At 35.6% G+C, this 21903-nt stretch carries 44 protein-coding genes; all 44 read right to left on the bottom strand.

Translation table 11 applies throughout. The features are described from left to right. Nucleotides 1–36 precede the first annotated feature (36 nt). The 44 genes from MKY95_RS18820 to MKY95_RS19035 all read right to left on the bottom strand — a co-directional run bounded on the left by MKY95_RS18820 (nt 37) and on the right by MKY95_RS19035 (nt 21812). Nucleotides 37–480, bottom strand: coding sequence for a hypothetical protein (locus MKY95_RS18820; RefSeq protein WP_339193810.1), 444 nt, complete (start codon nt 478–480; stop codon nt 37–39). 36 nt (nt 481–516) lie between these two features. Further along, nucleotides 517–693, bottom strand: coding sequence for a hypothetical protein (locus tag MKY95_RS18825; protein WP_339193811.1), 177 nt, complete (start codon nt 691–693; stop codon nt 517–519). 36 nt (nt 694–729) lie between these two features. Next, on the bottom strand, nt 730–1092 hold the full coding sequence (locus MKY95_RS18830; RefSeq protein ID WP_339193813.1) for a hypothetical protein: 363 nt from the start codon (nt 1090–1092) through the stop codon (nt 730–732). A 35-nt stretch (nt 1093–1127) separates the two neighbouring features. Then, on the bottom strand, nt 1128–1397 hold the full coding sequence (locus MKY95_RS18835) for a hypothetical protein (protein ID WP_339193815.1): 270 nt from the start codon (nt 1395–1397) through the stop codon (nt 1128–1130). A 22-nt stretch (nt 1398–1419) separates the two neighbouring features. Continuing rightward, the gene (locus tag MKY95_RS18840) at nt 1420–1605 is read right to left on the bottom strand and encodes a hypothetical protein (RefSeq protein ID WP_339193816.1); all 186 of its coding nucleotides are present in this window, start codon (nt 1603–1605) and stop codon (nt 1420–1422) included. 14 nt (nt 1606–1619) lie between these two features. Further along, nucleotides 1620–1775: a hypothetical protein gene (locus tag MKY95_RS18845; protein ID WP_339193818.1), complete on the bottom strand. Its 156-nt coding sequence runs from the start codon at nt 1773–1775 to the stop codon at nt 1620–1622. A gap of 17 nt (nt 1776–1792) precedes the next feature. Further along, a complete protein-coding gene (locus MKY95_RS18850; RefSeq protein WP_339193819.1) occupies nt 1793–1990 on the bottom strand; it encodes a hypothetical protein in 198 nt (65 codons plus the stop codon). A gap of 266 nt (nt 1991–2256) precedes the next feature. After that, nucleotides 2257–2457 carry a hypothetical protein gene (locus MKY95_RS18855; protein ID WP_339193821.1) on the bottom strand — a complete coding sequence of 67 codons (201 nt, stop codon included), beginning with the start codon at nt 2455–2457 and terminating at the stop codon, nt 2257–2259. A 58-nt stretch (nt 2458–2515) separates the two neighbouring features. After that, on the bottom strand, nt 2516–2758 hold the full coding sequence (locus MKY95_RS18860) for a hypothetical protein (protein ID WP_339193822.1): 243 nt from the start codon (nt 2756–2758) through the stop codon (nt 2516–2518). A gap of 38 nt (nt 2759–2796) precedes the next feature. Then, nucleotides 2797–3090 carry a hypothetical protein gene (locus MKY95_RS18865; protein WP_339193823.1) on the bottom strand — a complete coding sequence of 98 codons (294 nt, stop codon included), beginning with the start codon at nt 3088–3090 and terminating at the stop codon, nt 2797–2799. A gap of 47 nt (nt 3091–3137) precedes the next feature. Continuing rightward, nucleotides 3138–3482, bottom strand: a complete 345-nt coding sequence (locus tag MKY95_RS18870) for a hypothetical protein (RefSeq protein WP_339193824.1) — start codon at nt 3480–3482, stop codon at nt 3138–3140. Nucleotides 3483–3554: 72 nt separating this feature from the next. Beyond that, a complete protein-coding gene (locus MKY95_RS18875; RefSeq protein WP_339193825.1) occupies nt 3555–3740 on the bottom strand; it encodes a hypothetical protein in 186 nt (61 codons plus the stop codon). A gap of 278 nt (nt 3741–4018) precedes the next feature. Continuing rightward, a complete protein-coding gene (locus tag MKY95_RS18880; RefSeq protein ID WP_339193826.1) occupies nt 4019–4240 on the bottom strand; it encodes a hypothetical protein in 222 nt (73 codons plus the stop codon). Between the two features lie 32 nt (nt 4241–4272). After that, complete coding sequence (locus MKY95_RS18885; RefSeq protein ID WP_339193828.1) at nt 4273–5757, bottom strand: DHH family phosphoesterase; 1485 nt, start codon at nt 5755–5757, stop codon at nt 4273–4275. 183 nt (nt 5758–5940) lie between these two features. Further along, nucleotides 5941–6069 (bottom strand): hypothetical protein, encoded by a 129-nt coding sequence (locus MKY95_RS18890; RefSeq protein WP_339193829.1) that lies wholly within the window; start codon nt 6067–6069, stop codon nt 5941–5943. Between the two features lie 104 nt (nt 6070–6173). After that, nucleotides 6174–7061, bottom strand: a complete 888-nt coding sequence (locus MKY95_RS18895) for an RNA ligase family protein (RefSeq protein ID WP_339193830.1) — start codon at nt 7059–7061, stop codon at nt 6174–6176. A gap of 43 nt (nt 7062–7104) precedes the next feature. Further along, on the bottom strand, nt 7105–7350 hold the full coding sequence (locus tag MKY95_RS18900) for a hypothetical protein (RefSeq protein ID WP_339193831.1): 246 nt from the start codon (nt 7348–7350) through the stop codon (nt 7105–7107). A 35-nt stretch (nt 7351–7385) separates the two neighbouring features. Then, nucleotides 7386–7655 carry a hypothetical protein gene (locus MKY95_RS18905; protein WP_339193832.1) on the bottom strand — a complete coding sequence of 90 codons (270 nt, stop codon included), beginning with the start codon at nt 7653–7655 and terminating at the stop codon, nt 7386–7388. A gap of 36 nt (nt 7656–7691) precedes the next feature. Then, the gene (locus MKY95_RS18910; protein WP_339193833.1) at nt 7692–7874 is read right to left on the bottom strand and encodes a DNA-directed RNA polymerase subunit alpha C-terminal domain-containing protein; all 183 of its coding nucleotides are present in this window, start codon (nt 7872–7874) and stop codon (nt 7692–7694) included. Nucleotides 7875–7876: 2 nt separating this feature from the next. Then, a complete protein-coding gene (locus MKY95_RS18915; protein WP_339193835.1) occupies nt 7877–8137 on the bottom strand; it encodes a hypothetical protein in 261 nt (86 codons plus the stop codon). Continuing rightward, nucleotides 8121–8579, bottom strand: a complete 459-nt coding sequence (locus MKY95_RS18920) for a hypothetical protein (RefSeq protein ID WP_339193836.1) — start codon at nt 8577–8579, stop codon at nt 8121–8123. Before MKY95_RS18920 ends, MKY95_RS18915 begins: the two co-directional genes overlap by 17 nt. 34 nt (nt 8580–8613) lie before the next feature. Next, nucleotides 8614–8850 carry a hypothetical protein gene (locus tag MKY95_RS18925; RefSeq protein WP_339193837.1) on the bottom strand — a complete coding sequence of 79 codons (237 nt, stop codon included), beginning with the start codon at nt 8848–8850 and terminating at the stop codon, nt 8614–8616. 37 nt (nt 8851–8887) lie between these two features. Continuing rightward, on the bottom strand, nt 8888–9130 hold the full coding sequence (locus tag MKY95_RS18930) for a hypothetical protein (protein WP_339193838.1): 243 nt from the start codon (nt 9128–9130) through the stop codon (nt 8888–8890). 108 nt (nt 9131–9238) lie between these two features. Further along, a complete protein-coding gene (locus tag MKY95_RS18935; RefSeq protein WP_339193839.1) occupies nt 9239–9394 on the bottom strand; it encodes a hypothetical protein in 156 nt (51 codons plus the stop codon). Nucleotides 9395–9406: 12 nt separating this feature from the next. After that, nucleotides 9407–10480 (bottom strand): DNA primase, encoded by a 1074-nt coding sequence (locus MKY95_RS18940; protein ID WP_339193840.1) that lies wholly within the window; start codon nt 10478–10480, stop codon nt 9407–9409. Between the two features lie 19 nt (nt 10481–10499). Then, nucleotides 10500–11999 (bottom strand): replication protein, encoded by a 1500-nt coding sequence (locus MKY95_RS18945; RefSeq protein ID WP_339193841.1) that lies wholly within the window; start codon nt 11997–11999, stop codon nt 10500–10502. An 8-nt stretch (nt 12000–12007) separates the two neighbouring features. Next, nucleotides 12008–12529 (bottom strand): hypothetical protein, encoded by a 522-nt coding sequence (locus MKY95_RS18950; protein ID WP_339193843.1) that lies wholly within the window; start codon nt 12527–12529, stop codon nt 12008–12010. Nucleotides 12530–12596: 67 nt separating this feature from the next. Further along, entirely contained in the window at nt 12597–13424 is an 828-nt protein-coding gene (locus tag MKY95_RS18955; protein ID WP_339200014.1) for a hypothetical protein, read from the bottom strand. Between the two features lie 200 nt (nt 13425–13624). Then, nucleotides 13625–13846 (bottom strand): DUF1653 domain-containing protein, encoded by a 222-nt coding sequence (locus tag MKY95_RS18960; protein WP_339193844.1) that lies wholly within the window; start codon nt 13844–13846, stop codon nt 13625–13627. Between the two features lie 90 nt (nt 13847–13936). Beyond that, a complete protein-coding gene (locus MKY95_RS18965) occupies nt 13937–15151 on the bottom strand; it encodes a hypothetical protein (protein ID WP_339193845.1) in 1215 nt (404 codons plus the stop codon). A gap of 70 nt (nt 15152–15221) precedes the next feature. Next, nucleotides 15222–15497: a helix-turn-helix transcriptional regulator gene (locus MKY95_RS18970; protein ID WP_339193846.1), complete on the bottom strand. Its 276-nt coding sequence runs from the start codon at nt 15495–15497 to the stop codon at nt 15222–15224. 41 nt (nt 15498–15538) lie between these two features. Continuing rightward, on the bottom strand, nt 15539–15739 hold the full coding sequence (locus MKY95_RS18975) for a hypothetical protein (protein WP_339193848.1): 201 nt from the start codon (nt 15737–15739) through the stop codon (nt 15539–15541). Nucleotides 15740–15765: 26 nt separating this feature from the next. Then, entirely contained in the window at nt 15766–16047 is a 282-nt protein-coding gene (locus tag MKY95_RS18980) for a hypothetical protein (protein ID WP_339193849.1), read from the bottom strand. Nucleotides 16048–16517: 470 nt separating this feature from the next. Then, nucleotides 16518–17075 (bottom strand): hypothetical protein, encoded by a 558-nt coding sequence (locus tag MKY95_RS18985; protein ID WP_339193851.1) that lies wholly within the window; start codon nt 17073–17075, stop codon nt 16518–16520. Between the two features lie 27 nt (nt 17076–17102). Continuing rightward, nucleotides 17103–17798, bottom strand: coding sequence for a metallophosphoesterase (locus MKY95_RS18990; protein WP_339193852.1), 696 nt, complete (start codon nt 17796–17798; stop codon nt 17103–17105). Between the two features lie 37 nt (nt 17799–17835). Continuing rightward, nucleotides 17836–18051: a hypothetical protein gene (locus tag MKY95_RS18995; RefSeq protein ID WP_339193854.1), complete on the bottom strand. Its 216-nt coding sequence runs from the start codon at nt 18049–18051 to the stop codon at nt 17836–17838. 29 nt (nt 18052–18080) lie between these two features. Beyond that, on the bottom strand, nt 18081–18539 hold the full coding sequence (locus MKY95_RS19000; RefSeq protein WP_339193855.1) for a hypothetical protein: 459 nt from the start codon (nt 18537–18539) through the stop codon (nt 18081–18083). Continuing rightward, a complete protein-coding gene (locus MKY95_RS19005; RefSeq protein ID WP_339193856.1) occupies nt 18490–18975 on the bottom strand; it encodes a hypothetical protein in 486 nt (161 codons plus the stop codon). The genes MKY95_RS19000 and MKY95_RS19005 overlap by 50 nt, the downstream gene beginning before the upstream one ends. 34 nt (nt 18976–19009) lie before the next feature. Beyond that, nucleotides 19010–19225: a hypothetical protein gene (locus tag MKY95_RS19010; RefSeq protein WP_339193858.1), complete on the bottom strand. Its 216-nt coding sequence runs from the start codon at nt 19223–19225 to the stop codon at nt 19010–19012. Between the two features lie 25 nt (nt 19226–19250). Next, a complete protein-coding gene (locus MKY95_RS19015) occupies nt 19251–19490 on the bottom strand; it encodes a hypothetical protein (protein ID WP_339193859.1) in 240 nt (79 codons plus the stop codon). Between the two features lie 33 nt (nt 19491–19523). Beyond that, nucleotides 19524–19727, bottom strand: coding sequence for a hypothetical protein (locus MKY95_RS19020; protein WP_339193860.1), 204 nt, complete (start codon nt 19725–19727; stop codon nt 19524–19526). Between the two features lie 134 nt (nt 19728–19861). Further along, the gene (locus MKY95_RS19025) at nt 19862–20224 is read right to left on the bottom strand and encodes a hypothetical protein (RefSeq protein ID WP_339193861.1); all 363 of its coding nucleotides are present in this window, start codon (nt 20222–20224) and stop codon (nt 19862–19864) included. Continuing rightward, nucleotides 20224–20574, bottom strand: a complete 351-nt coding sequence (locus MKY95_RS19030; protein ID WP_339193862.1) for a YolD-like family protein — start codon at nt 20572–20574, stop codon at nt 20224–20226. The genes MKY95_RS19025 and MKY95_RS19030 overlap by 1 nt, the downstream gene beginning before the upstream one ends. After that, the gene (locus MKY95_RS19035; RefSeq protein ID WP_339200016.1) at nt 20571–21812 is read right to left on the bottom strand and encodes a DNA polymerase IV; all 1242 of its coding nucleotides are present in this window, start codon (nt 21810–21812) and stop codon (nt 20571–20573) included. The genes MKY95_RS19030 and MKY95_RS19035 overlap by 4 nt, the downstream gene beginning before the upstream one ends. Nucleotides 21813–21903: the final 91 nt, after the last annotated feature.

Consider the following 21903-nt stretch of genomic DNA (forward strand, 5'->3'; position numbering starts at 1 on the left):
TTCGTATATGTATTATCTCTGTTCTGAAATCCAACTTTAATCTTCTGTGGTACGAATATGTTCGTCTTTATTGTTAGAACCTCCCCAGTTTCCTCTTTTACCCTGTTCAATAACTCTAATTATTTCAAAATATTTCTCGTTATCTCCCTTGCGATGCTGCTCCTTACTAATCCAATCGTTACTAAACTTACCGTACTTTTTCTCATTGTAGAGCCACTTCATTTCAGTAATTGCTTCTTTAAAGTTAGACAACCCAGCAAATAGAATGAGGACTGGAAACAATAATGTAGTCATTATAATTGCTTTTTTACTTGAAAACTGGTGCAGTATTACTCTGTACTCGTTATAAAAGTACTCATATGTTGTATTCCACTTTCTCTTCCTATTGGGGAAAAGATGATTATGCTGTTTCTTAGTAATCTCGAATTTTTTATAGCCACGCTCTAGAGGATCATCATATGTATATTCTTTTTTACTCAAGTATTTTTAAGCCTCCTTTCCTTTGAAATACGCCTTTCACAGTAAATTCATTGATAAAAACGATCTCACATCTTCCAATTCTTGAATTTTTGCAGAAACTTCTGGGTCATTGTATCCCAATCTTTTATGAACCTCTTTGTTTACTTTTGTAAGAATATCAATTCGACCTGTAATGTAATCAATTGCGATCTCTGTTCCGTTGTTATTAAACATTTAACTCTCTCCTTTTAGTATGAAATCTCACATTTATCAACTTTCTTTGTTAACTTCAACGCTGATAGATAGTTGGCTTGCAACAATATCAGTCAAGTTGTCAGTCAAAACTTTAGACACTCGCTGTTTGAAAGCATCTCTTGACCAGTGGTCACTTCTAAATGAACCGTAAAGTTCTTGCTTAACAACATCTTCAATCGTTCGTTCAATATGAGCAACCTTGTTAATCTTGCTGATCTCTGTTTGGACGGTTTCTTTTATGATTTGGAGAATATCATCTTTAGTGATTCCTAATTCATTATGTATGTAGTTCTTTACAGCATTGTATTCTGCTCTAAATTCTTTAGGCGGTTTGCTAGGAATAGTCTGATTTTTTCTATCTACCGGGTTTTCGTTCATGTTTTAATTCTCCTCTTCTCTAAGAAATATATCTTTCACAAGGATCTTTTTCTTTTTTTCTTCGTTGGTTCAACTAATTTCGTTAGCATAAACCCGACTACCACAACCAGATAACCCACAAATCCTGCAAATACAATCCTCAAAACTCCAAATGCAATATCTAAGCTGTTAACTGGACTGGCTTTAATTCCTTCTATTCCTTGAACAATACCTCCAACAAACATAATCCAAACTCCAACATACGCTGCTGCGATTACTGATACAACAGCAAGGAACAATCCTAAAATAGTTCTAATCTTATTCATTGATTAAATCACTCCTAATATTTTATGGATGAATCCAAGCACAAATCTCATCTTCACGAAGTAGTTCACAAAGTTGATTTAGATTGCACTTACGTTTAACTGCATCCCACATAGAACCCTTATATCCAAACTCTTTCTCGCAAAATTCTACTGCTTCGTCTACTTCAGTAAATGTCTTCTCTTCGTTCTCCAAATCGATAATCAACATTTCTCATTTCTCCTCTATGTATGTTTGCTAATTTCGTACTTATCGTGAATAATATCCAATGCTTCTTGTAGCCCAAGAATTTTACCTTCGTATTCCACTGGATCTGATTCTTTGTAATAGTTAAGTGAAATCTCAATCTCTTCGAAGATCTTTTCGATTAATTCATCCATATATGTATGCCTCCTTTCTAGAAACGAACAGTTGGATAAGGATCGTAAAAATCTTTCTTTTTGCTTTGATACAAACTCCAGTTAATAAACTCATCAGACAGTTTACGGCTCTTCATTTCTTCTAGATTGGCAATCTCAATATTAATTTTCCGCTGCTTTGTTCGTAGAACTTCAAGTTTGTTTGTAATATCTAGGTAGCTCAACTCAGGATACATTTACTTACCTCCCTTAGATCTAACAAATGGAATATGCAACACCATTAATGCACTTGCTGGAGCCATCAACTGAGTGATAATTACTCCTATTATCTTCCCGATTTCTGTGTAAGGCTTTAGTAAAAATATAAACTGAGCTAGATAATAGTAAATGAATCCAATTACTAACCATAGAAATATAAACTTTAAAATCAATAAAGCTGCTTTAATTTTTCTCGCCTCCAAATCTCAATAAAGCCACTATTTTACTTATAATTATTAACTGCTTATCTCAATCCAAAGTGACGCTTTCTGTCATACAGTGGTCTAATACTCTCACCATGATTAATCCAATATTGAAGATCCAACAATTCTGCTTGTTTAGCTAGAAAGACTTCTCTTTTTTGCTTATGTTCATTGGTGTCAAGCTTGTACACCTTCTCTTTATGAAACTCGCAGTCTTCAAGCATCTGCTCAATTTGCTTCAAGAGTTTTTTCTTCCTGAGAAAAATGATCCATCGCCTCGCTTTCAAATCAAACTTGTTTTTATAAACTTTCTATCTGCTTGGCAGCTTTAAATAAAGATACCATTTCAAGATCATCTGTGATAAGCAGCGCCAATGAGTTAGACTTTTTCTTCCAGACTGAACCTTCGTAGATATCGAGATGACCAAGAGTAAGTTGACTATGTTCAAGTCCTAATTTGCTGGTTAGAAATTTGACCATTTCATCTGCAAGCTCACGACTACTTAACTTTATATTTAATTTAGAAAAATCTATCGATGCCATTTCAGATCTCCTTTTTTATTGAAGCGTTTTACACAAACTTAAATTGCAACCTTACCGCTCTCATCGTAAATATCAAAATACTCACCACAGTATTGATACATGCTTTCTCGCAATTCAACGATTCTTTTGAGAGTCTTGCACTGGTATACCTTCATGCCTTGATATTTTTCAGCTATCCCTTTAAATGTGCCTCGATAAAAGCGTGAAAAATCATGGTGTTTATAGATAGCTCTATCATCACTCATAAACTTTCTCTCAGGAATAACCGTGTCATCAGTTTTAACAATCTCAGGGACAACCCTTTCTTCTGGCTCTTTGCGCAAATAATACATTTACATTCTCCTTTAATCTTTTAATAAATCTTGTATTTTACTCAGTCTTACAGTTTGCCAATCTTAACAGTAATTACAGTTTTCCATTCATATTGGTTGACTTGTTCTTTTGCCAGATCATAGAGCTGATCATCGGAGAGTCCATTGAGCTCCATGCCTTCCCACAATTCTTCAACGAGTTGCTCTTCATCTTCTGAACGAATGTAGATCTTTTCATCGTTACTCCAAACTTCTTCAATCGATGCACTTCCCCAACCCGCAAGCCACCAACTGAAACCATCATCTGCAACTATTTCGGAGTCGACCATAGGGTAAATTGTTAACTCTGGATTGTTGTCAATTAGCATCATCAAATGTTTAAGATTTTCTTTTTGTTTATCAATCGATTTCATAAACACTCTCCTCTTATATCTTGATAAAACAGTTCTTTTACGTAGATATCTGGCTTACAAAAGCCTTATGTATCAAGGATTTTTAATTGTTCTGATCCGTCTTTTCATTAATCTATCCCTCATATCATAAAACTTGTTCATCCTGTCATGCTCTTCATATCTCTCCATGTATCTAGCTATATACTCCGGTCTCTCGTAAACTGCTGGCCTACTAAATACGACTTTACCGAAAAGAAATCCTTGTGCTTCATTATCCATTTGGTCACCATCTATGTATTAAAAAGTTGTACATCCTTTGCGATATCTTTTGCCCTTATATTTGAATCGAGCGATGAATGTACGAACTAAGATCAATCCTTCATTCACTCTTTCAATCACAATTACACCCTTTTCAGTCATCCATCTTAATTTTCCTTGAACGTTTGGAATGGAGGATATCATCTTAATGAGATATCCCACTCCAACATTACATTGCTCACATCGTACTCTCGCGTGTTCCGAGATTTTGATTCTTACCTTTTGATTGCTCATATGTATTACCGTTTAATAGATTTGCGTTGAGTACGTTGCTTCTTGAATTTAGTCAACACTGATCCTTCCTTTCGACCATTTTCTGCTGGCTTAACATATTGGAATGTGAAACCCTTTTTAGCTGCTTGCTGTTTAGCTACAATGACTGCACCAAGATAATCAGCAGGAAGATTGTCGATTACCACGTTTTGATTGTTGTTGTTAGTTGCGATTCCGTAAAATTTCATATGTATATTTCTCCATTCGTTTATGTATTATTTTATTGCTTAATAATTTCTCTATAGTCTTCAATGAACAATTGGCATGTCTTAATTACTTTCTTTTTAGGTCGATACTGAGTCCAAACATTCATATTAAGTGATCCCACAGCCTCCACTTCTGTGAACACTGGTACTTGCTCATAATACTCTTCATCTGTTTTGAACTTCATTAGCTGTAAGTTGCCACAATCAATTTTTATTGTATTGTTTGTCTTACCCATCAGTTTCTTATCTGAAATGAACAAGTCTTTGATTAAGAATGTTCCCGGCTTGAAGTTATTGCCTGAGTAACGATAAAACTCTGTAAGATAGTTAATTAGATTTTCATTGATACTGTCAGCACTAAATTCTAAGTCGTAATATATAGTGTCGTCAGGAATAAAATTTCGGAGTTTGGAGTTAAGTTCGAGTCGAAGCAATTCAAGATGAGTTATTGATACACCCACACCACCTGCACCATCATGTCCTGCGGCATAAATCACATTTTCACACGTCTTTAGTAACTCTAGCATCGAAAAATCGTCTAAGCCCCTGAAACTACCCGCATATGTATCTTCGTTATCACCAAATCCAAGCACAATTGCTGGTCTATTGTATTTTTTAGCAATCTCTTGTGCCACCAGACCATTTCGCCCCTTACCCACGGTTGGATCGAAAACAATAATCACTTTGTCAGTCTCACATAGCCCAGTCTTCATCGCCTCAAGCGCTTCAGCTTGAACTACTTTGCGATTTTCATTTAACTTGATTAACTCTTTCACGTATCCTTTGGTTTCGGGATTTGTCTTATCACACATCAGAAAATCAATTGCCAGTCTAATATTATCAGCCCTTGTAGCTGCTGTTACTGCTGGACTTGCCCCATATAAGAAGTCTGTTGATGTAAGATTTTTTATGTCTGAGTTCATCGCTTCAAACAGCATCCTTAATCCCTCATGACGCAACCCCTTCAATGAAACTTTTGCGAAAAATCTGTTCTCCATCTCCATCATCGACATCATATCTGCCATCAAAGCAAATCCCGGTAAATCACTCAACTCAAGTGAAAATCGTGTGTCCATATAGTCGTCCAATACTTGACACACTTTATATACCAGAAGTCCACCAGAAGCATTCTTATTTGGGTATTTACAATCCATTTGTTGAGGATTTACTAAAACACAATATGGATTCTCAACATCTACAGAGTGATGGTCTATAACTAGACAGTCGATTCCTCGATTAACCAGCACCTTCAAGGCCTCAACATCATTACTGCTGCTGTCCACTGCTATATATAAGTCTGTGTCATCCTCAATTTGATCAATAACTAGAGCCGAACCGTGTCCTCGGCTTCTCTCCACGTACTTTATTTCTACATTGTCAGTGAACTTAATAAGAATTTTATAAAGTATCGCTGCCGAAGAAATTCCATCGAAATCATTGTCTGCAAAAATTACAATCTTCTCATCATTCTTAATCGCCTTAATGATCCTTAAAACCATCGCATCGATATTCTTCAGTAGATACGGACTATGTACTACATTAGAGAGTGGGTTAAGAAACTCATCGATATTCTCAATCCCGTTAATCTTTGCTAACTTTGAATATGTATTGTCGTATGGCTCAAACGGAATTCTAGGTTGCTTCTGTTTCCATGCTATGGCAAAATCACTCCTTTCAACAATTTATTGAATTACTATTTTGAATTTTTCAGGTAAAGCAATATTCTCACTGTTGTTCATCCAACTGCTCGTCAACCACTTGTCTACCAATCCTGTCTGTTTGTTGATGATTTTGATATTTACTTTTCTCAAATCAATCACTCCTCAGAAATTAGTTAAATAGCAGCTCCAAAACCCTTGTGTTTACTGGCTTTTTTAAGTTGTAATTCTTGATGAAAGAGCAGTTTCATTGAAAATTATGCTGCTTCTTTTTCTTTAATAATTTGCTTCACTGATTGAGGAAGTGTTCTACCAATTGCTTTACGGATATCTTTTTCCTCGTAATTTTTAATTACATCATATTCTTCTTTAGCAATATCCTCATATACGCGACCACCAAGCTGTTTTAGGATCGTTCCCATGTCTTCAATGCCAAAATGTTCGTCGAGTAGATTCTCGTCAATCAATTTATAAATCAGTTTTTCTACTCTAGCTTTAGTGAGGACTGATTCTACTGCTGACTGTTCAGCGGATTTAAGATTTGGATCTTTAGGGGCTTTCTGTTTTTGAACTTCTCTGAACGAATCAGATACCAATTTTACGAAGAGCTGTTTCCCGTATTTGTCTTGATAATTAACGTTCTTAACGACAATTCCCTCGCCTCCACCAACCCCCAGCTCGGTTTTCCCGATGAATGATTCAAGATGCTGAAACGAATCATATTTACCTTCGTAAAATACCGGAACAATGTTCAAATCCAACCGTTTACCTTCATCTCGCACAAAAGAGAAGTATGTGTATTCTTGAGTGAACTCATCGTAGACATCAAATAGATAAAACTGATTTGCATTAGTGCCGTAATCAATCTTGTGCTTTACAAGCCACTCCCCAAAGTAAATAACTCCTTCTAACAGTTTGTTTGCATCCAATGTTTGTGTCCATTCATAAAAACCTCTTAGGTTATTCTCTGATGAAAGCTTTGTATTTCTAGAGAAAGCCACGACTAGATTTCCTTCACGTTTAAATGAGGCGTTGGCTCCGTCTAGCTTTTCTTGAATAAGAATATAGTCTCCATCATTCAAAACTTCAACAGTCGACTTGTGCCCCAATCTAATAACATCCATGTATTTTTTCATTTCGCTCATTTATGTATCTCCTATTCTTATGAAAGTATATTTTTACTTAAATTTAATCAATCAGCTCTAAAAATGACTCAGCTACTGTGATACTTTCATTACTAATTGGATTTAGGATTACATAACTCTTTTGGCTTAATGCGAATTCACCAATAGGAATTTCTTTAAGTATTTCTACTTCCGTTCCTTCATCAAACTCAGCCAAACATTCATAGTCAACCTCAACTTGACCATCTTCAATCTCATGATCATAAAGAAATAAACCAAGAAAATCTCTCTTAATAGTTGCTTTTCTCATTTCGATTATCTCCTTTTCTTAATCAAACTCTTCTTTTATCCGTATATCTCTTCTACATTCCCAGTAATAAGAACGCTGCCACCTTCAAGCCATCCAACAGTGAGGGTAGCTGGACCATCAATTACCCTTCCGTTTAGGTCAACCAAATTCAATTTAACTGTTTGAGTCATTAGCTCATCTAGTAAACCTAGTTTTTTATAGTCTTCAATTTCACTCAATATGTCTTCGTATAGCTCCCTAAATGTGATTCCTTGGTTCTTATCTTTGTTTGTCGGAACAATCTCGTAAGACTGTGCTTTGTTCATTCTCTGAACCACTCCTTTTTTGATAAAATTCAAATTTTACTTAAACTCAATTCCCAACAAATTCTCTAATTCTTCCACGCTTTTACGATGAACATTCTTTAAACTGGTAATATCCTTGTAACCCATGGATTCAATCTGCTCCACAAAATTAATCCCGTTCCGCTTCAACACTGCATAGGTTCTAACTGTTAAATTTTCAATCTCCTCAATTGTTCTCATACTTATTGTTCACCTCGTTTTGGGCCATATTCTACAATGTTAAACTCTTTCTTCACTTTCTCTGTCATGGACTCTCGCTTACTGTTGCTCAGTTCATACCAATCACGGTCATATGATAATCTTGCCTCGTCGTAAGCTTCCTTGGTGACTACTCCATTAGCAGCTCCTCTGGATGTGTAAACTAGTTTTCTGCCTCGTGCTTCATATGGGCTACCATTACGATATATCACATATACTGTCTCATCTTTAATTTGTAGCGACATTTTTTGGTCTCCACTCTGGGCGAGTCTGATAAAATCTCTCAACGATGTCCGCTAAAGCCTCTTTCAGTCCTAAACGTCTCATACTCTCAATCTTTTGAACATCGTCATATGCACTACAGAAATATTCCCAGTTGTAATACAAATCAATTTCGAAATATGTTCCTCTATCCGGTTTTTCTGTTTGTTTGCAGTCATAAAACTGCTCAAGAATTTTAATCAAATCTTCTTGATCCATTCCATATGATTGTTCAATATCAGACAGTTCAAATTGTATGTATGCTACTAGCGTATTGAATACATTTACTGAATATGGAGCTTTAACCCAGTATTCTCTAGGTTCAGTATCATGAGTGTGGGTCAGGCAATAAATATTTATCTTCTTCTGAGTTAGATTCTTTTTCTTAGTGACCAGTTGCACAATTTCTTCTCTCGTCTTGCTCATGCAATCATCTCCCATTGTTTATGAAATCCAACTTTTACTCAACTTGAAAATTGGAAACAAGTACTCTGCGCTCTTCTCTATCAAGGATAGCCACCTTATGGCTACCCTTGTTAAGCATAGAGATTACTCCGTTATGACCAATAAATTTTGCATTGTTGTAATGCTCACCTCGATCCTTCTTAACTTGATAAATATTCTCATCAACTTTACTAAATACAATATCCGCACATCGTTTGAATTCAACCGGAGAATCTTTAAACATTTTATTCATACACCACTTTCATTCTTTTAATTTTTGACATTACCAGTTACTTGTAAAATTCTTTTTTGCAGCAGATCCAGAATGAAAAGTTTTCTTTTCCATTGTCATCTAATATGTATATTTCTTCTTCAACTGCTGCGCAATCATCATACGTCATAGTGTAGAGCTTGTACATTCCCCCGATTGTAACTGGCATATTCCTCAGACACGCTAGTATTTTTACATGGGTGGCTTCCTCCTCATTATTAGTGAGTCTAAAATCAGATTCGTCCAACCTCTGTTCATACATTCAACCATCCCTTTCGATCTGATAGTTTTATTATATTACATTATATAGTAAAGTCAATATGTATTTTTATTCTTTAATTATTTTGAATGAAAACTATATTTTATCTGCTTATACATCAGTCAAAATATCCATCATCACTTCAATAGCCTCATCATTCAATCCATTGACTTCTTTCCAGTCACTCACTAGAAACTTTAAGGGTGGACACTCCAGATCCCACCAAGATAGAAAGCTAAGTTCTTCGAGTTGCTTTACAGTAAACATTTAACACCTCTCTCATACAGAAATTTTAAATTTAGATTCTTCGTATAGCTGTTTAAATGTATCCAAACCAAGGTCACAGGGGCTATCCCTATCTTTGTACATGTTTTTATTGTCAAATAACGCATACACATTTCGTGTTTTACCAAACTTAGCAGCTTGCTTTTTTATTGCTTCTACAGACTTATCCTTGTCCATGGCAATGACTATATTGATGTCTAACCCTAGCTCTTTGATCATCTTTACTTGATAGTCACTAATGTCGTCACCGCTAATTGCCAGACAATTTCTAAAGCCAAACTGACTACTTAACCAACATGTCTTTTCAGCTTCAAATATAATCACTTCTTTTTCCTCAAGAATATAGTACATAGCCCGATGCCAATTGTACCACTCTATCATCTTGTTAAAGTTGATAAGATACATAAATTTATAGATATCCCTATCCTCATAATCCTCATAAATTGTTCTGCCTTTGACAGAGATAATATCCCCGAAACGGTTATGTATTGGAAATACAATTCTTTGACTTCTTATGTCGTATCCTATGCCAAACTCAATCTGTGTTTTGTAATCAACTCCTTCATCGTAGTATTTTTTATGTGGCAACATGACAAATTGATTCATGTATTCATCGTCATAGATATCGTTTTCCAAATCATCTCTCAGCCGACTCTTCTTACGCCCTCTTTTTACATTTTTTAGCCAACTCAAATGATCTAATGATGGACTGGGAGAATAAGATCTTGATAAAAACTGCTTATAATTTAACTTATCACATATCCATCTTTTAGCCTTTGATAAACTTTTCTTTTGTTCTTCTAATGTGTAATGATCGAAAACTATGTATGATACTAACCCGTAAATATCAATATCTGATTCCCCAAGCGACCTTATTCTGCTAGATAATGATTCGTTGAGGTAAACTTGTACAGACCTTTTATTTGGAGACTCGAATTTATAAGGTAATTGAGCTTCATATCTATTCTTCTTGGGATTAACATGTTCGCATCCCATTAATTCAAGCAATTCTCCAACTCTGTCTTCCTCAAGTATTTTCTGTTTAATTAATTTTAAGTCTTCACTCATGCTGCTCCTCCAAGGGAGTTTAACGTCCGTTATTTGGTACGACCACTAAGGCTACTTCTTTCCATGTATTGAAGTCATAATTTACTTCAAAAATGATTTGTTCATCTTCTGAACCCTCCCGGTTCTTAGGTAAAAACAGAATTAAATATTTCTTCTCAGGGTCTAACCTGTAAGGTTTCTTATGCCATCCTCCAAATCCTGAATCTTTCTCCCAGTTATAAGCGTTAAGCGCATTTTTTTGACCTTCATATTCATCAGCAAATACGAGTCTTCCAGCCAACACTACTGCTGCCACTTCCACAATCTCTGGCGACTTTCCAATACAATCTAAATCTAAATATCTGAACTCTTTTCCTATCTTCAATTGTACAGTAGCAATTGTAGAACAGTTATTTGATTCTTCCTTAATACAGTCATAGAGCTCTTGAGCTGAATTTGAGAAGGCCAACCATCGATCTATGTTTTGAGACATGTCTGGCTTAAAGGTGTCAAAATAAATGTGCTTATATCCTAGTGGTCGATATAGTTCTATACGATTGATTACGTCTTCGATGCGATATTTTTTCAATTGTATAAATTTAATAAAGTCAGGCCTATGCTCTTGCAGCCAAACAGCGGCTTCTTTCAATGTATCTTTAATTTGCTTGCTAAATCCTCCCCTATTAACAGTATCACGAGGAATAGGTTTATTTAATATCCTAGCAGCAACCGTAACAAGTAATCTTGTTCTCCACCTTTTAACACCTTCCTCATTGGCAAAGACAATCCCTTTTTCATTTTTTTCAATTAATCCTAGTACCCCTTTCTCGGTAATCAGACTTGATTTGCCGACTCCAGATGGCAAGACTAGATAGATTAGATTGCCTAATTTTTGCCCATTTATCTTTTTATTTAATCTCGGAGAATCATAAAGAGGAATGCCAGCATCTTCCCCAGCCTCTAATTGATCAATAGTTTCGTCTAAATTGTCAATCAGATTGTACTCTATTACTTCTCCACTGTTTACGTGTGAGAATGATTCTTTATGTTTGAACTGAAAGAAACTTTGCATTTGCTTTAAATTCATATTAGCAAGTGTTGTTACTAATTTTTCATTTGATGTGTCGATCAGACCTTGTTTTTGTAAATTTCTAAGTGATTCGTATTTTTGAACTTCACTAAAATGATATTCATCATTACCTTTGTCTTCATCGCATTCCGCTTTAACCTCTTCAATTGTTCCATACCCACCATATTCATTATAATATTCGAAGTATGACTTCCTTCCTGTCTCTTGTGGTCTTGAGGTTAGAAAAGAATATGTAGTTACATCATCAAAGCTCCTAATGCCATTATCGAACATCTCTTTGCCAATATAGTAATAGTACCACCAAGTAGCTTCAGTGAAAGTTTCCTTAGTAATCTTGTGGGTTTTGTACTTACCGTATAAACTTGGTGAATTCCAAAGATAGCCAATGAAAATAGCTTCGTGTACTTTTGAAGGATCAACGAATTCTTTAATATATACTATATGTATCACTCCTAATTCTAGAGAAAGCTTGAGATATCAAGTTCATCACTTTTATTTTTGTTCTTGAAAGTATTTTGTAAAGATTGATCCCTTTTACTTTCCATTGCTTGAACTCTAACTTCTGCTGCTTTTTGTTTAGACTTATTTTGTCTAATTTTAAAGGCATCGTTTAAATACCCAAGCATAGTTGATATTGTGTAATTTATTTGAGACACAGCAGCCCACTCGCCTATTTTATTGTTAATAGCGCTCTTATTTGTCTGCTCCGCTATCTTGTATGCTTCGAGCATCAAAGCATAATCAGGCCCAGTTCTCCATTTACGAGTTCTGCTACCATTCTTATTTTCATACCCAGCTCTTAAATCCTTGAGTCGTGCAATGTTTCCTTTTGGTAACAATAGAACATCGTGCAACTTAATTATGTATTGGTATAGATTATTCCATTCTTGATTTTCCTTTGCTGTCTCTGCCTTCAACTTTAAATACTTATCATGACAATACTCAACATGATAGTATCTCTTATCTTCCTCATATTTCATGTCTTCCTTCTGTCCGTATTGAGTACAGATAGGACACTTAACTGGTCTAGCCAGTTTAATCACCTCCTCAAAATACAAAGCTTTCAAACTCGGGCAGTCTTAGTAAATTGTTTTTAGTGTATCCTCGGTGTTTAACTACGCACTTAATAACAGGATCAATATAAACCGTATCCTCTGTCTCTTTCTTTTTGAGTTGCTGGAACACTCTATATCCTGCTTTTCTCTCGTTTACGCCAACAGCTAAACTCATTACCCCAACTATTCGCTTACCATCAGACAAGAGCCAACCAAATTCATTTTTCTTGTATCCAGCAATGTAGTATTCGCCTATCTCATATGCAATTACCTTCAACCATTTGTCGGATCTTTTATCGATCTCATATTTTGAACTAGATTCCTTCAGAACGATACCTTCAAGTTTTTGCTGCTTCGCAAGGTTGAAGTACTCAATTCCATTTCCTTTTATAAAGATCGACTTTGCATAGTACTCGTTGTCCACGAAAGCATTGGACAGTATCTCTTTGCGTTCTATAAGAGGCTTAGAGATTACACTCTTTCCTTCATAATTAATGATATCGAACCCACAGAACGTGACTCTGTGTTTGCTCTTCTTCGACATGAACCGTTCCATGACAAATTCAAAGTTCGGCTTACCGTCCGAGTCAGTTACGATCAGTTCTCCATCAAGCGTTGTCCCATTTTGTATTGGTATGTTTTTAACCAGCTCAGGAAACTTGGCTGTAACGTCATTGTTGTGTCTGGTATATATTTTCACCTTATCCCTGTAGTCGACAATAAGACGTATACCATCGAGTTTAAGCTCTGTTAAGTGCAAATCACTATCGAATGGCAAGTTATTTGGTGCTTTGTATAGCAACATTGGAGAAGTAAACATATCAATCACCCATTTAAGTATATCAAACGGGATTATGCAGTTTCATCGGTAATATATGTATTGTTTTATACACTACGCTTACTCACTTTTCTCCATAACTTCTGAATCTTTATTTTCTTTATCTTCACTCTTATAATGCTTCAATATGTCGTCTACTGTTTTAAATTCTACTTCCACTTACAACCAATCCAATCTTCTGTTTATTCAATTTCTTCCCATTCATTAATTTCTACAAATCGCTTTGTTCCATCATCTGTGTAACCAAAGAACATATCTACTGGCCTTGCCCATACCTGATTATTATTGTCCATGTAAACAGCCAATCCTTCTTGTTGTTCGGTATGTGTGGCAAAACATACGAATTGATAAATTCCACCTTTGTAATGTTTAAACTTCTGCCCCTTAGCAACATCATAGATCACTCACAATCACCTCCTTTATTCTCCTTAATACTCTCGATATCTTCCATTTACTAAACCAATATTCTGATGAAACTGTACTTTTACCAAGAATTAAATCCATACAGCTTTGGGTTTGAGACTATGCTTAACATTTTGGTCTAATTCCCGTTCTGTCCACTTACTCCATTCTTCTTGTGGTACTTCCCGTACAACATAGCACCCACTAGATAAAACTTTGTCTCCTTGTTTTTCTGTGAAATTTTCATATGGAATGACCACTTCAAGCAGCACACCTTTATTATAGTAATGTGATTCTCTAATTTCTTCTTTTTCATTAAAGTAAATATGTTCATTTTTAGGTTTTACCAGTGTTCCAAACACATACTCAAATTTGCTATCGTGATGGCTAAAGTATTTGTCATCACGTCTCTCAACGAACTTATAAAACTTTTGTGAGTCTATGTATTGTTTTGCATCAATCTCAATCTTATTTTTAGGTTCTTCGGTAATCTCTCTTAAAACATTTTTCTTAGTGATCCGGTATGTATTATCTTTAACTTTCACAACTCTAACTGGTTCTTTCACAATCACATCTAGGATCTCTTCCACACTGTCGTACTTAATTTCTTTGGGCTTCTCAAAGTAATCCTCACTCAAGGCAATATTCGCTATCTTGTCAATGATTTTACTTAGACTAAATGACTCTCCCTCTTCTAGTTCAATCAGCTTGTCGTAATTGATACCATACATTCCACCAAGATGCTGTTTCAATTCTTCTGCATTTGTAATATTGAGCTCCATGCAGCTCAGTGCAACTCGCAAAAACTCAGGCTTAGAAATGTTATAACCTTTATCTTTGTACTTTTGAACCCGTAACAATGAAACAATAGGGAAATCAGTATTCTTATTAAATTTCAAGATTCGTTGTGCATTATGCTTCAAAAAATCCTCATGTAGTACAAACTGTTCTGACTCAAAGTCGAAAGCTCCCATACATACTGTGTAGTCGAATGTATCAAAAATTTCTTCCGCTTTCTCGAAATACTTGAAGTGAATCATTTGAATTTCCTTATCGTCAACTCTCACTAGCAATGCCTTAGATGTCAGAGCATTTACCCAGTCATTGCTGTCATCATAGATTTCTTCAATTAATTCGGATAGCGACTCCTCATCTCTAAAGTAGAGATCAATATCATTTACCGGATTGTTACTAAAAAGACTTGTAATTGTTCCTCCTGCTATGTATGCTTTGTGCTGCTTCAAAGTGTTCACCAAACTTGTTCCTAAGAAATTGTACAATTTGTTCTTTTCAAAAATATATTCCATTTATTTAACTCCTCCTTTAAGTTTATGTTACCATACATATATTTATTCTTCAAGTGTTATTTTTGTGTAATTAAATAATCTCTACATCCATGTCCAATGCCAATACTAACTTAATTAACACCTCAATACTCGGAACATTATCGTCCTCTGTTAGATCAACAATGGATTTTTCACTAACTTGAGCTTTCAGTGCGAGATCTGTGTTACTGATTCCCCCGTCTGCTTGTTTTCTCAATATGGCTGCACTTAGTTTAGCAGACAGCGTGATCATCTTCTTTCTAACGTCTGAAGCATAATCAAGCGATTCTTTAATTTCAGTCCATCTTTTAAGGTTTTTAACTTCCATTTCCCATCCTCTTTTCTATATGATATCAACCTTTCATTAACTTACGGGCATCCACCAGTATCGTCACCACCAAAATAATCTGGATAAGTCACCTTAATATCAATTTCCTCGTCAATCCGATAAACTTTAAAGTTTGGCATCCCTGCATTTTTGATTTCTTGAACGCGATTAGCTACTGTTTTTTCGTCGACAATCTCACACAATTTTGTAACCCCAACATCACCAACAATAATAAATTTCATCTTTCAATAATCCCCTCCCTATCTGTCTACCATCTATAATTAACAACTATATCGTGACCCAATTGCTCTAATTCATTTTTCATATGTACTGCAAATTCTTCTGCTACTTTACCCGACATTCCATATGATCCACTTAACCACACAACATTATCATCTTTAATTGATATATCTACCGCTGTTGACCATCCCCATGGCTGCTTACTGTTTCCCAATGTAAATGACAACTCTTGAGGTAACTTATTTACTAGTTCATCAACTTCTTGCTCTGTTATCTTTCTATCTGAGATCAAATCAATGCTCCAACCCATCTTTTGCTAATCTCCTTTTTGTGTAAAAGTAAACATTCATTGAGAATTATTGATCATTACCACCTGTCTTTATTGATTCTCTATATGGTGATAATGTTGCACAATGCTTACAGATATCATACTCTTTTCCACTTGGAGAGACTACGGTAACTGCTTTGATTTTATCTTCGCAAAAAACACACCACTCGTCATTATGGGCCACTAATACTCACCCCATTTCTATTTAAAAGAAAGATTTGATTTAGTTTATTTCGTACCAAGCTGTTTCTAATCTAGTAACTGATACTGTGTCATACCCAAACCTTTTCGCTCTTAGTTTGATTTCAGTTATGTTTGGCTCATCATTAGTATTAATGATCTCCACGCCATCCTTATATGAAAAGGAGTATCTGATTTCATATTCACATTTAATAATTTCCACCTCATTTCCATATCAAAGGAAAATTTGATGTAGATTCTTATGTATTATATCAATTGTTACCAGCAAACTCACCATAATAGTATCTTCTCATCTTTTCAGCGTACCTTCCAGCTTCATGTACATCATCAAATAGACCCATTGTTTTATTTTTACGATCTACTTGAAGTTGTACAGCCCACATCTCATAATCTTTGTTCCAAGATACATTTCGATATCCAGACTTATTATTGCTATTCTTAGACTTTCTATTTTTACTGTTGTTAATTGATTCTACAATTCTCAAATTCTCTTTTCTGTTGTCTAATTTATTTGTGCTTATATGATCCACTTTATGCGTCTTATTATTCTTATGTACTTTATCCATTACAACACCATGGAGCATAATTGTTACACCTTTTCTTTTACCATTTTCTCCAGTGAAACGTTTTGAAATCTCTGCATAGTATGTTTTAGCATTCTTTGCCCAACTAACATGAACCATGTAATTATTCTTATCTAGGATATCTAAGTCTTCTTTATCAATTAACACATCAAACTTGTCACCGTTTTTTCTTGTTATGTGCAAGATTGCCACATCTCCATTGATTGTATAATCGTTTTTAATCATTCTTAATAAAACGTCCTCCTATTTTATTTAATTTCTTTTAGTCATATCCGTGTACAGCAATCTTTGATTATTGGGTAAATCAAAATCATGATGAAAATGTCCAAAATACCACTGTTTATAGTCTGCCTTCTGCTCAATACCATAAAAGTATGGATGCATCTCGTCCCGTTCCATACGGATAGCGCAACGCTGCTCGATATACTCCAATGCTGTTGTTGAACACGTATGCGTAAGTATGTAGTCAACTTTCAAGTCATGTTTCTCTAAGTTCTTTAATCCTTCTTCGTATTCTTCTTGAGATGGCATCTCCCGACTCCACCATGACTTTCCTTCCTTGCGATACTCTTTGTCGTGTGAAGCAGCTCCACCAAACGTAAAGAACTTTTTACCCTCAATCTCAAACACTTGACCACGCATCAAGTGAATAACGCTGTCGTTAATTCTATGTACCTTGCCACCATTCCAAATCTCCACAGGATACTCTTCAAGCAAATCAAAGTTCTCATGGTTGCCATCAATAAACAAAGTTGTGAATGACTTAGTCTTATCTAACCATTTGAGCCAATACTGATCCTCTTTACTTCCATCCCATATCAGTCCGAAGTCTCCAGCAATGATTACATAATCACTCTTTGTGAGTTGCTTCTGTTGTGGGAAGTTCTTTGTATTAAGTCGTTTATTCACGCTGATCGTTCCGTGTATATCTCCAGTAATATAGATCAATTATATCGTCTGCTCCCTTCTCCAAGAAAGTCATATTTCATTTAGTTTTTGCTTTATAAACCTGCCAGCAAGCACCATTGACTGTACTGTATAAATATGATTTTTCATCTTTTCTTAATTCCACAGGTCTTGCTTTAGATGGATTCTCAATCACTTGATATCCTTGTTGATTTAGCCAAACTCTTGCATCATCAATTCCTTTGCTTTTTAATAATCCACCGTAAATCGTGTTAATGTCTTTATTGATTATCATATGTACAATTCCTCCATTCTTTATGAATCTCAAATTTCATCAAGAAATTTATTGATAACCTCTGCATCAGAATTTAACTTCTCATACTTATTTATCTCTTGTTTAGTATTAAAACTTGACCGTTCTGCTAATTTCTTTGCTTTCTCAACTCTAAATTCTTTGACTTGCCATGGTTTAGCCTTTCTTGTTTCAGGATATGATTTCGAGACTATTTCTTCAGCATCTACTTTTAGCACTGGAGCAATGTCCCATCTGATCCCAACTTCACTCATACTATAGTTTTTGACTCTATAAATATCTTCCTCTACACCAGAAACTTCAAATTGTTGATCTATTTTATCGGCATACCAATATGAATCACTGCTAGATTTCTTGATTTTAATATGCACAACGATCATCCTTTCAGAAACTGAGTAAAAGATTCGTTTCTTTAGTAATTTATTCATTTTTGTTGCTTTGCTTTTTATCTTTGTTTGGGTAAAAATCAATCAAATATCTGGTTTTAACTGTATAGTCTAAGTCTCTTCTATACCATGGTCGAGCTTCGTTTTTCGATCTTTCCCAATCGTATTTTAATAAAGTTCCAATATAACTTCTAAAATCACTAAGATCTTTTGGATCTCGCTTTCCCAATTCAATTTTTTTCAACAAGTTGATTATCTCACGATCAAGAGTATCGTCTGTATTATTGAGTGGGTTTAAACTCAACATTAAATGTGTGGTGAGTGCCGTTAGCTCTTTCTCTGTTTTATATTCACCTGAATAGATTTTGGATGCATTAGATTTAATGTCGGCGCGCCATTTTGCTCTTTCTTCAGTTATGTATTTCAAGGTTTGATTTTTGTCATTACTGAACGCATTAATCAATGCGGCAATAACAGCCGCAGAAATTGACGCAGTAACAATAGTATCTAGAAGGCTCACAGCGTCACCCCTTTTTTATAATGAAACTACTCTTTCACTTGAACTCATCCTCACTTACAATATAGCCACCATCTTTTAGGTCACATGCAAACACAAAACCTTCGTGAGTCTCTACTCCGATTTTACAGCCATCAATTAGAACAATCTTCGCACTACAGGGAAACGTCTCATCGTCAATCCATTCAACTGTAGCTCCGACTATGTATGCTTTACCATTTTCATCTTTGTGTCCGGTATCGAAACCAATCATGCTATTTCATCTCCCCATTATCAAATTAACCGTAGCCTACCTGTTCTCCATCCATGAAGCGTTGTAAGTCATCAAAGAATTGGTCAGCGGAATCAAACTCATTATTTCCGATCCTAACTGCTATTGCATCGGCAAACTCCTCAGATCCAGTGTCAATTCCTTGCGCCTCCATCCATTCATATAATTCAGAGAGAAGTTTCTGTTCCTTATATTTAATAGTCATATGTTGCTCAAATGTTTTAATAATTCCCTTAGTAACTTTCAATTTATTGTCCCCTTTCTCCGTGAAAGACTAATTTTACTGGCTCTCAAGATATTCACGTCCAAGGTCTGTTATGTAAACTATAGCCATTCCTGTAGCCTTTTGATCTAGCTCAATATAGCCTACTCTTTCCAACTCTCTAAACTCATTCATTCTTTCGGATCTCACAGCTCTCAATACACCTTCATTCTCTTGGGTGAATAGAAGTGCTTGCAGAAGATTTGGCTCTAAATATGACACAAAATCATCTCCCGGTGTGAATTTTTTATAGTATTATTATTCGACAGATTGCATTATTTACCTTCAAACAATCACTCTTTATTATACTGTTAATATTATTATATTTACTCTTAAAAGTCAAGCAACAAATCACTTCATGTCTTAGTTAGATCTATTTTCATGTAGTCAGCCAACATCACTAATACATCTGTTCTAACCCTGCTCATCAGTGGGTTCATTTGATGCTGATATTTACGGATTGAGTAAGAGATGAGCAAATTGTCTTTAGTTCTTTTCTGTTCGATAATTTTAATGTCACGGTCTCTTAATTCTTTCTTCAGCTCATATATATCAGCGGTCACCCTGTCTTGTAGTGCACTTAAATAAAATCTCAACTCTCTTTTTAATATGGCACTGCTCTCACTTATCCTCTTCTTGTCTTCCTCTATTACGTCTAACAGTAATGGCATCTCAGCATATTTTTTCACTAATTCCAACTCTTCAGCACTTTGTTTCATTACTCTAATCCCCCTCCCGATAATCGCACTGCAACTAAGCTTTTTATATCAATCCATTCGTGTCCATTTTCCCATTCGATTCTAACCTTCTTCCCTAACTCATTAACCTTCGAAACAATTCCGCTCACAACTCGTTTTGAATTTAATTCAAAAATCTCAAAATTCGCTTCTTCAGTATATCTGTATGATATTCCTATGTTCTGATAAATAACTTCCCATTCGTCCTCGTGAAGAAGAGGTCTAATCTGATCATTGTCTCGTGAGCGATGTTCAATGATTCTTTCTTTATGTTGTGGCAACATCATACGACTTGATTCCCACAATCCATTTGCCTCCAGTTTTTTGCTCATTTATAGTGACCTCCAATTTTATTTGATCTGTCTATGGCTTGACCAGCAGAAGTGATTGAGCTTGCCCTTAAGATAGCAATATCTCCAAAGCGATCCTTGATATCATCCATTACTTTGTCTATGGCTCTCTTCTGTTCTTGGTCGTCAAATAATGACAATTGATACGTCTCAGCGTTTGAAAGATTGGATAATGATATTCCGACTCGTCTCACAGGCTGACCATCCCAATGCTGCCTAAAAATTTGTTTAGCTATCTTGCATACATCAACCGTTATGTTTGTGGGATCTTGTAGTTTAACCTGTCTGCTAAATCCAGTTGGATGATCAAAGTCTGCACCCGATAAACTCATAGTGACTACACTACCCATTAATCCTTTTTTACGAGCACGTCTGCATACTTCGGTACAAATATCTTGAATTACAACATCGATCTCCCACTGTTCTGTATAGTCTCTGGGGAGCGTCATCCCATTGCCAATATCCTTTTGCACACTATGGGTATTTATGGTTACAGGAGAGTCATCAAGTCCATTTGCCACTCTCCAAATAACCTCACCATTAACACCCCACTTACTTCTCAATTTGGACAGAGGTGTATTCGCAAGCTGTCTTATTGTTCGAATCCCCATTTTCCACAAGTGTTTTTCCATTCTTGATCCAATACCCCACATATCACGAATTGGTTTGTCACCTATATGATCATGCAGTTCATCTTTTCTAAGAAAGAATATTCCACCATCAATTTTCTTTGCGATCATATCACAGCAAAGTTTACTCATCACTTTGTTAGTTGAGATACCAGCTCTCGCATATACTCCCGTTTCATTCAATATTTTGTCTTGGATCTGTCTTGCCAAGTCAATCGGGTCATTACCAAATAGGTGCAGAGAACCTGTCACGTCACAAAATAGCTCATCTATGCTATAGGGTTCAACTAAGTCAGTAAACTCCTCAATAATGGACATAATTTGAGTTGATACCTCTATATATTCTTGCATATGTGGTCTCACAATGATCAGCTCAGGACACTTTTGAAGTGACTGCCATAATGGTTCAGCGGTTGACACACCTTTTGCTTTAGCTAGAGGACATGCAGCAAGTATTATTCCCGAACGTCTTGCTGGATCTCCTGCAACTGCCAATGGTTTGTTTTTATATTGTGGCATTTTAGCCTTTTCAACACTGGCATAAAACGATTGCATGTCAATTAACATAATTGTCCGCTCTTTCTTCGCCATCATTATCACTCCCATAATCAAATAAGAACGTTTGTTTGTATTAGTATTATACACCGAACAGACGTTCTTTATGCAACAGGAAATTTTTGTA

Source organism: Paenibacillus sp. FSL P4-0176 (assembly GCF_037975265.1).
GTDB classification, from domain to species: Bacteria; Bacillota; Bacilli; order Paenibacillales; family Paenibacillaceae; genus Paenibacillus; species Paenibacillus amylolyticus.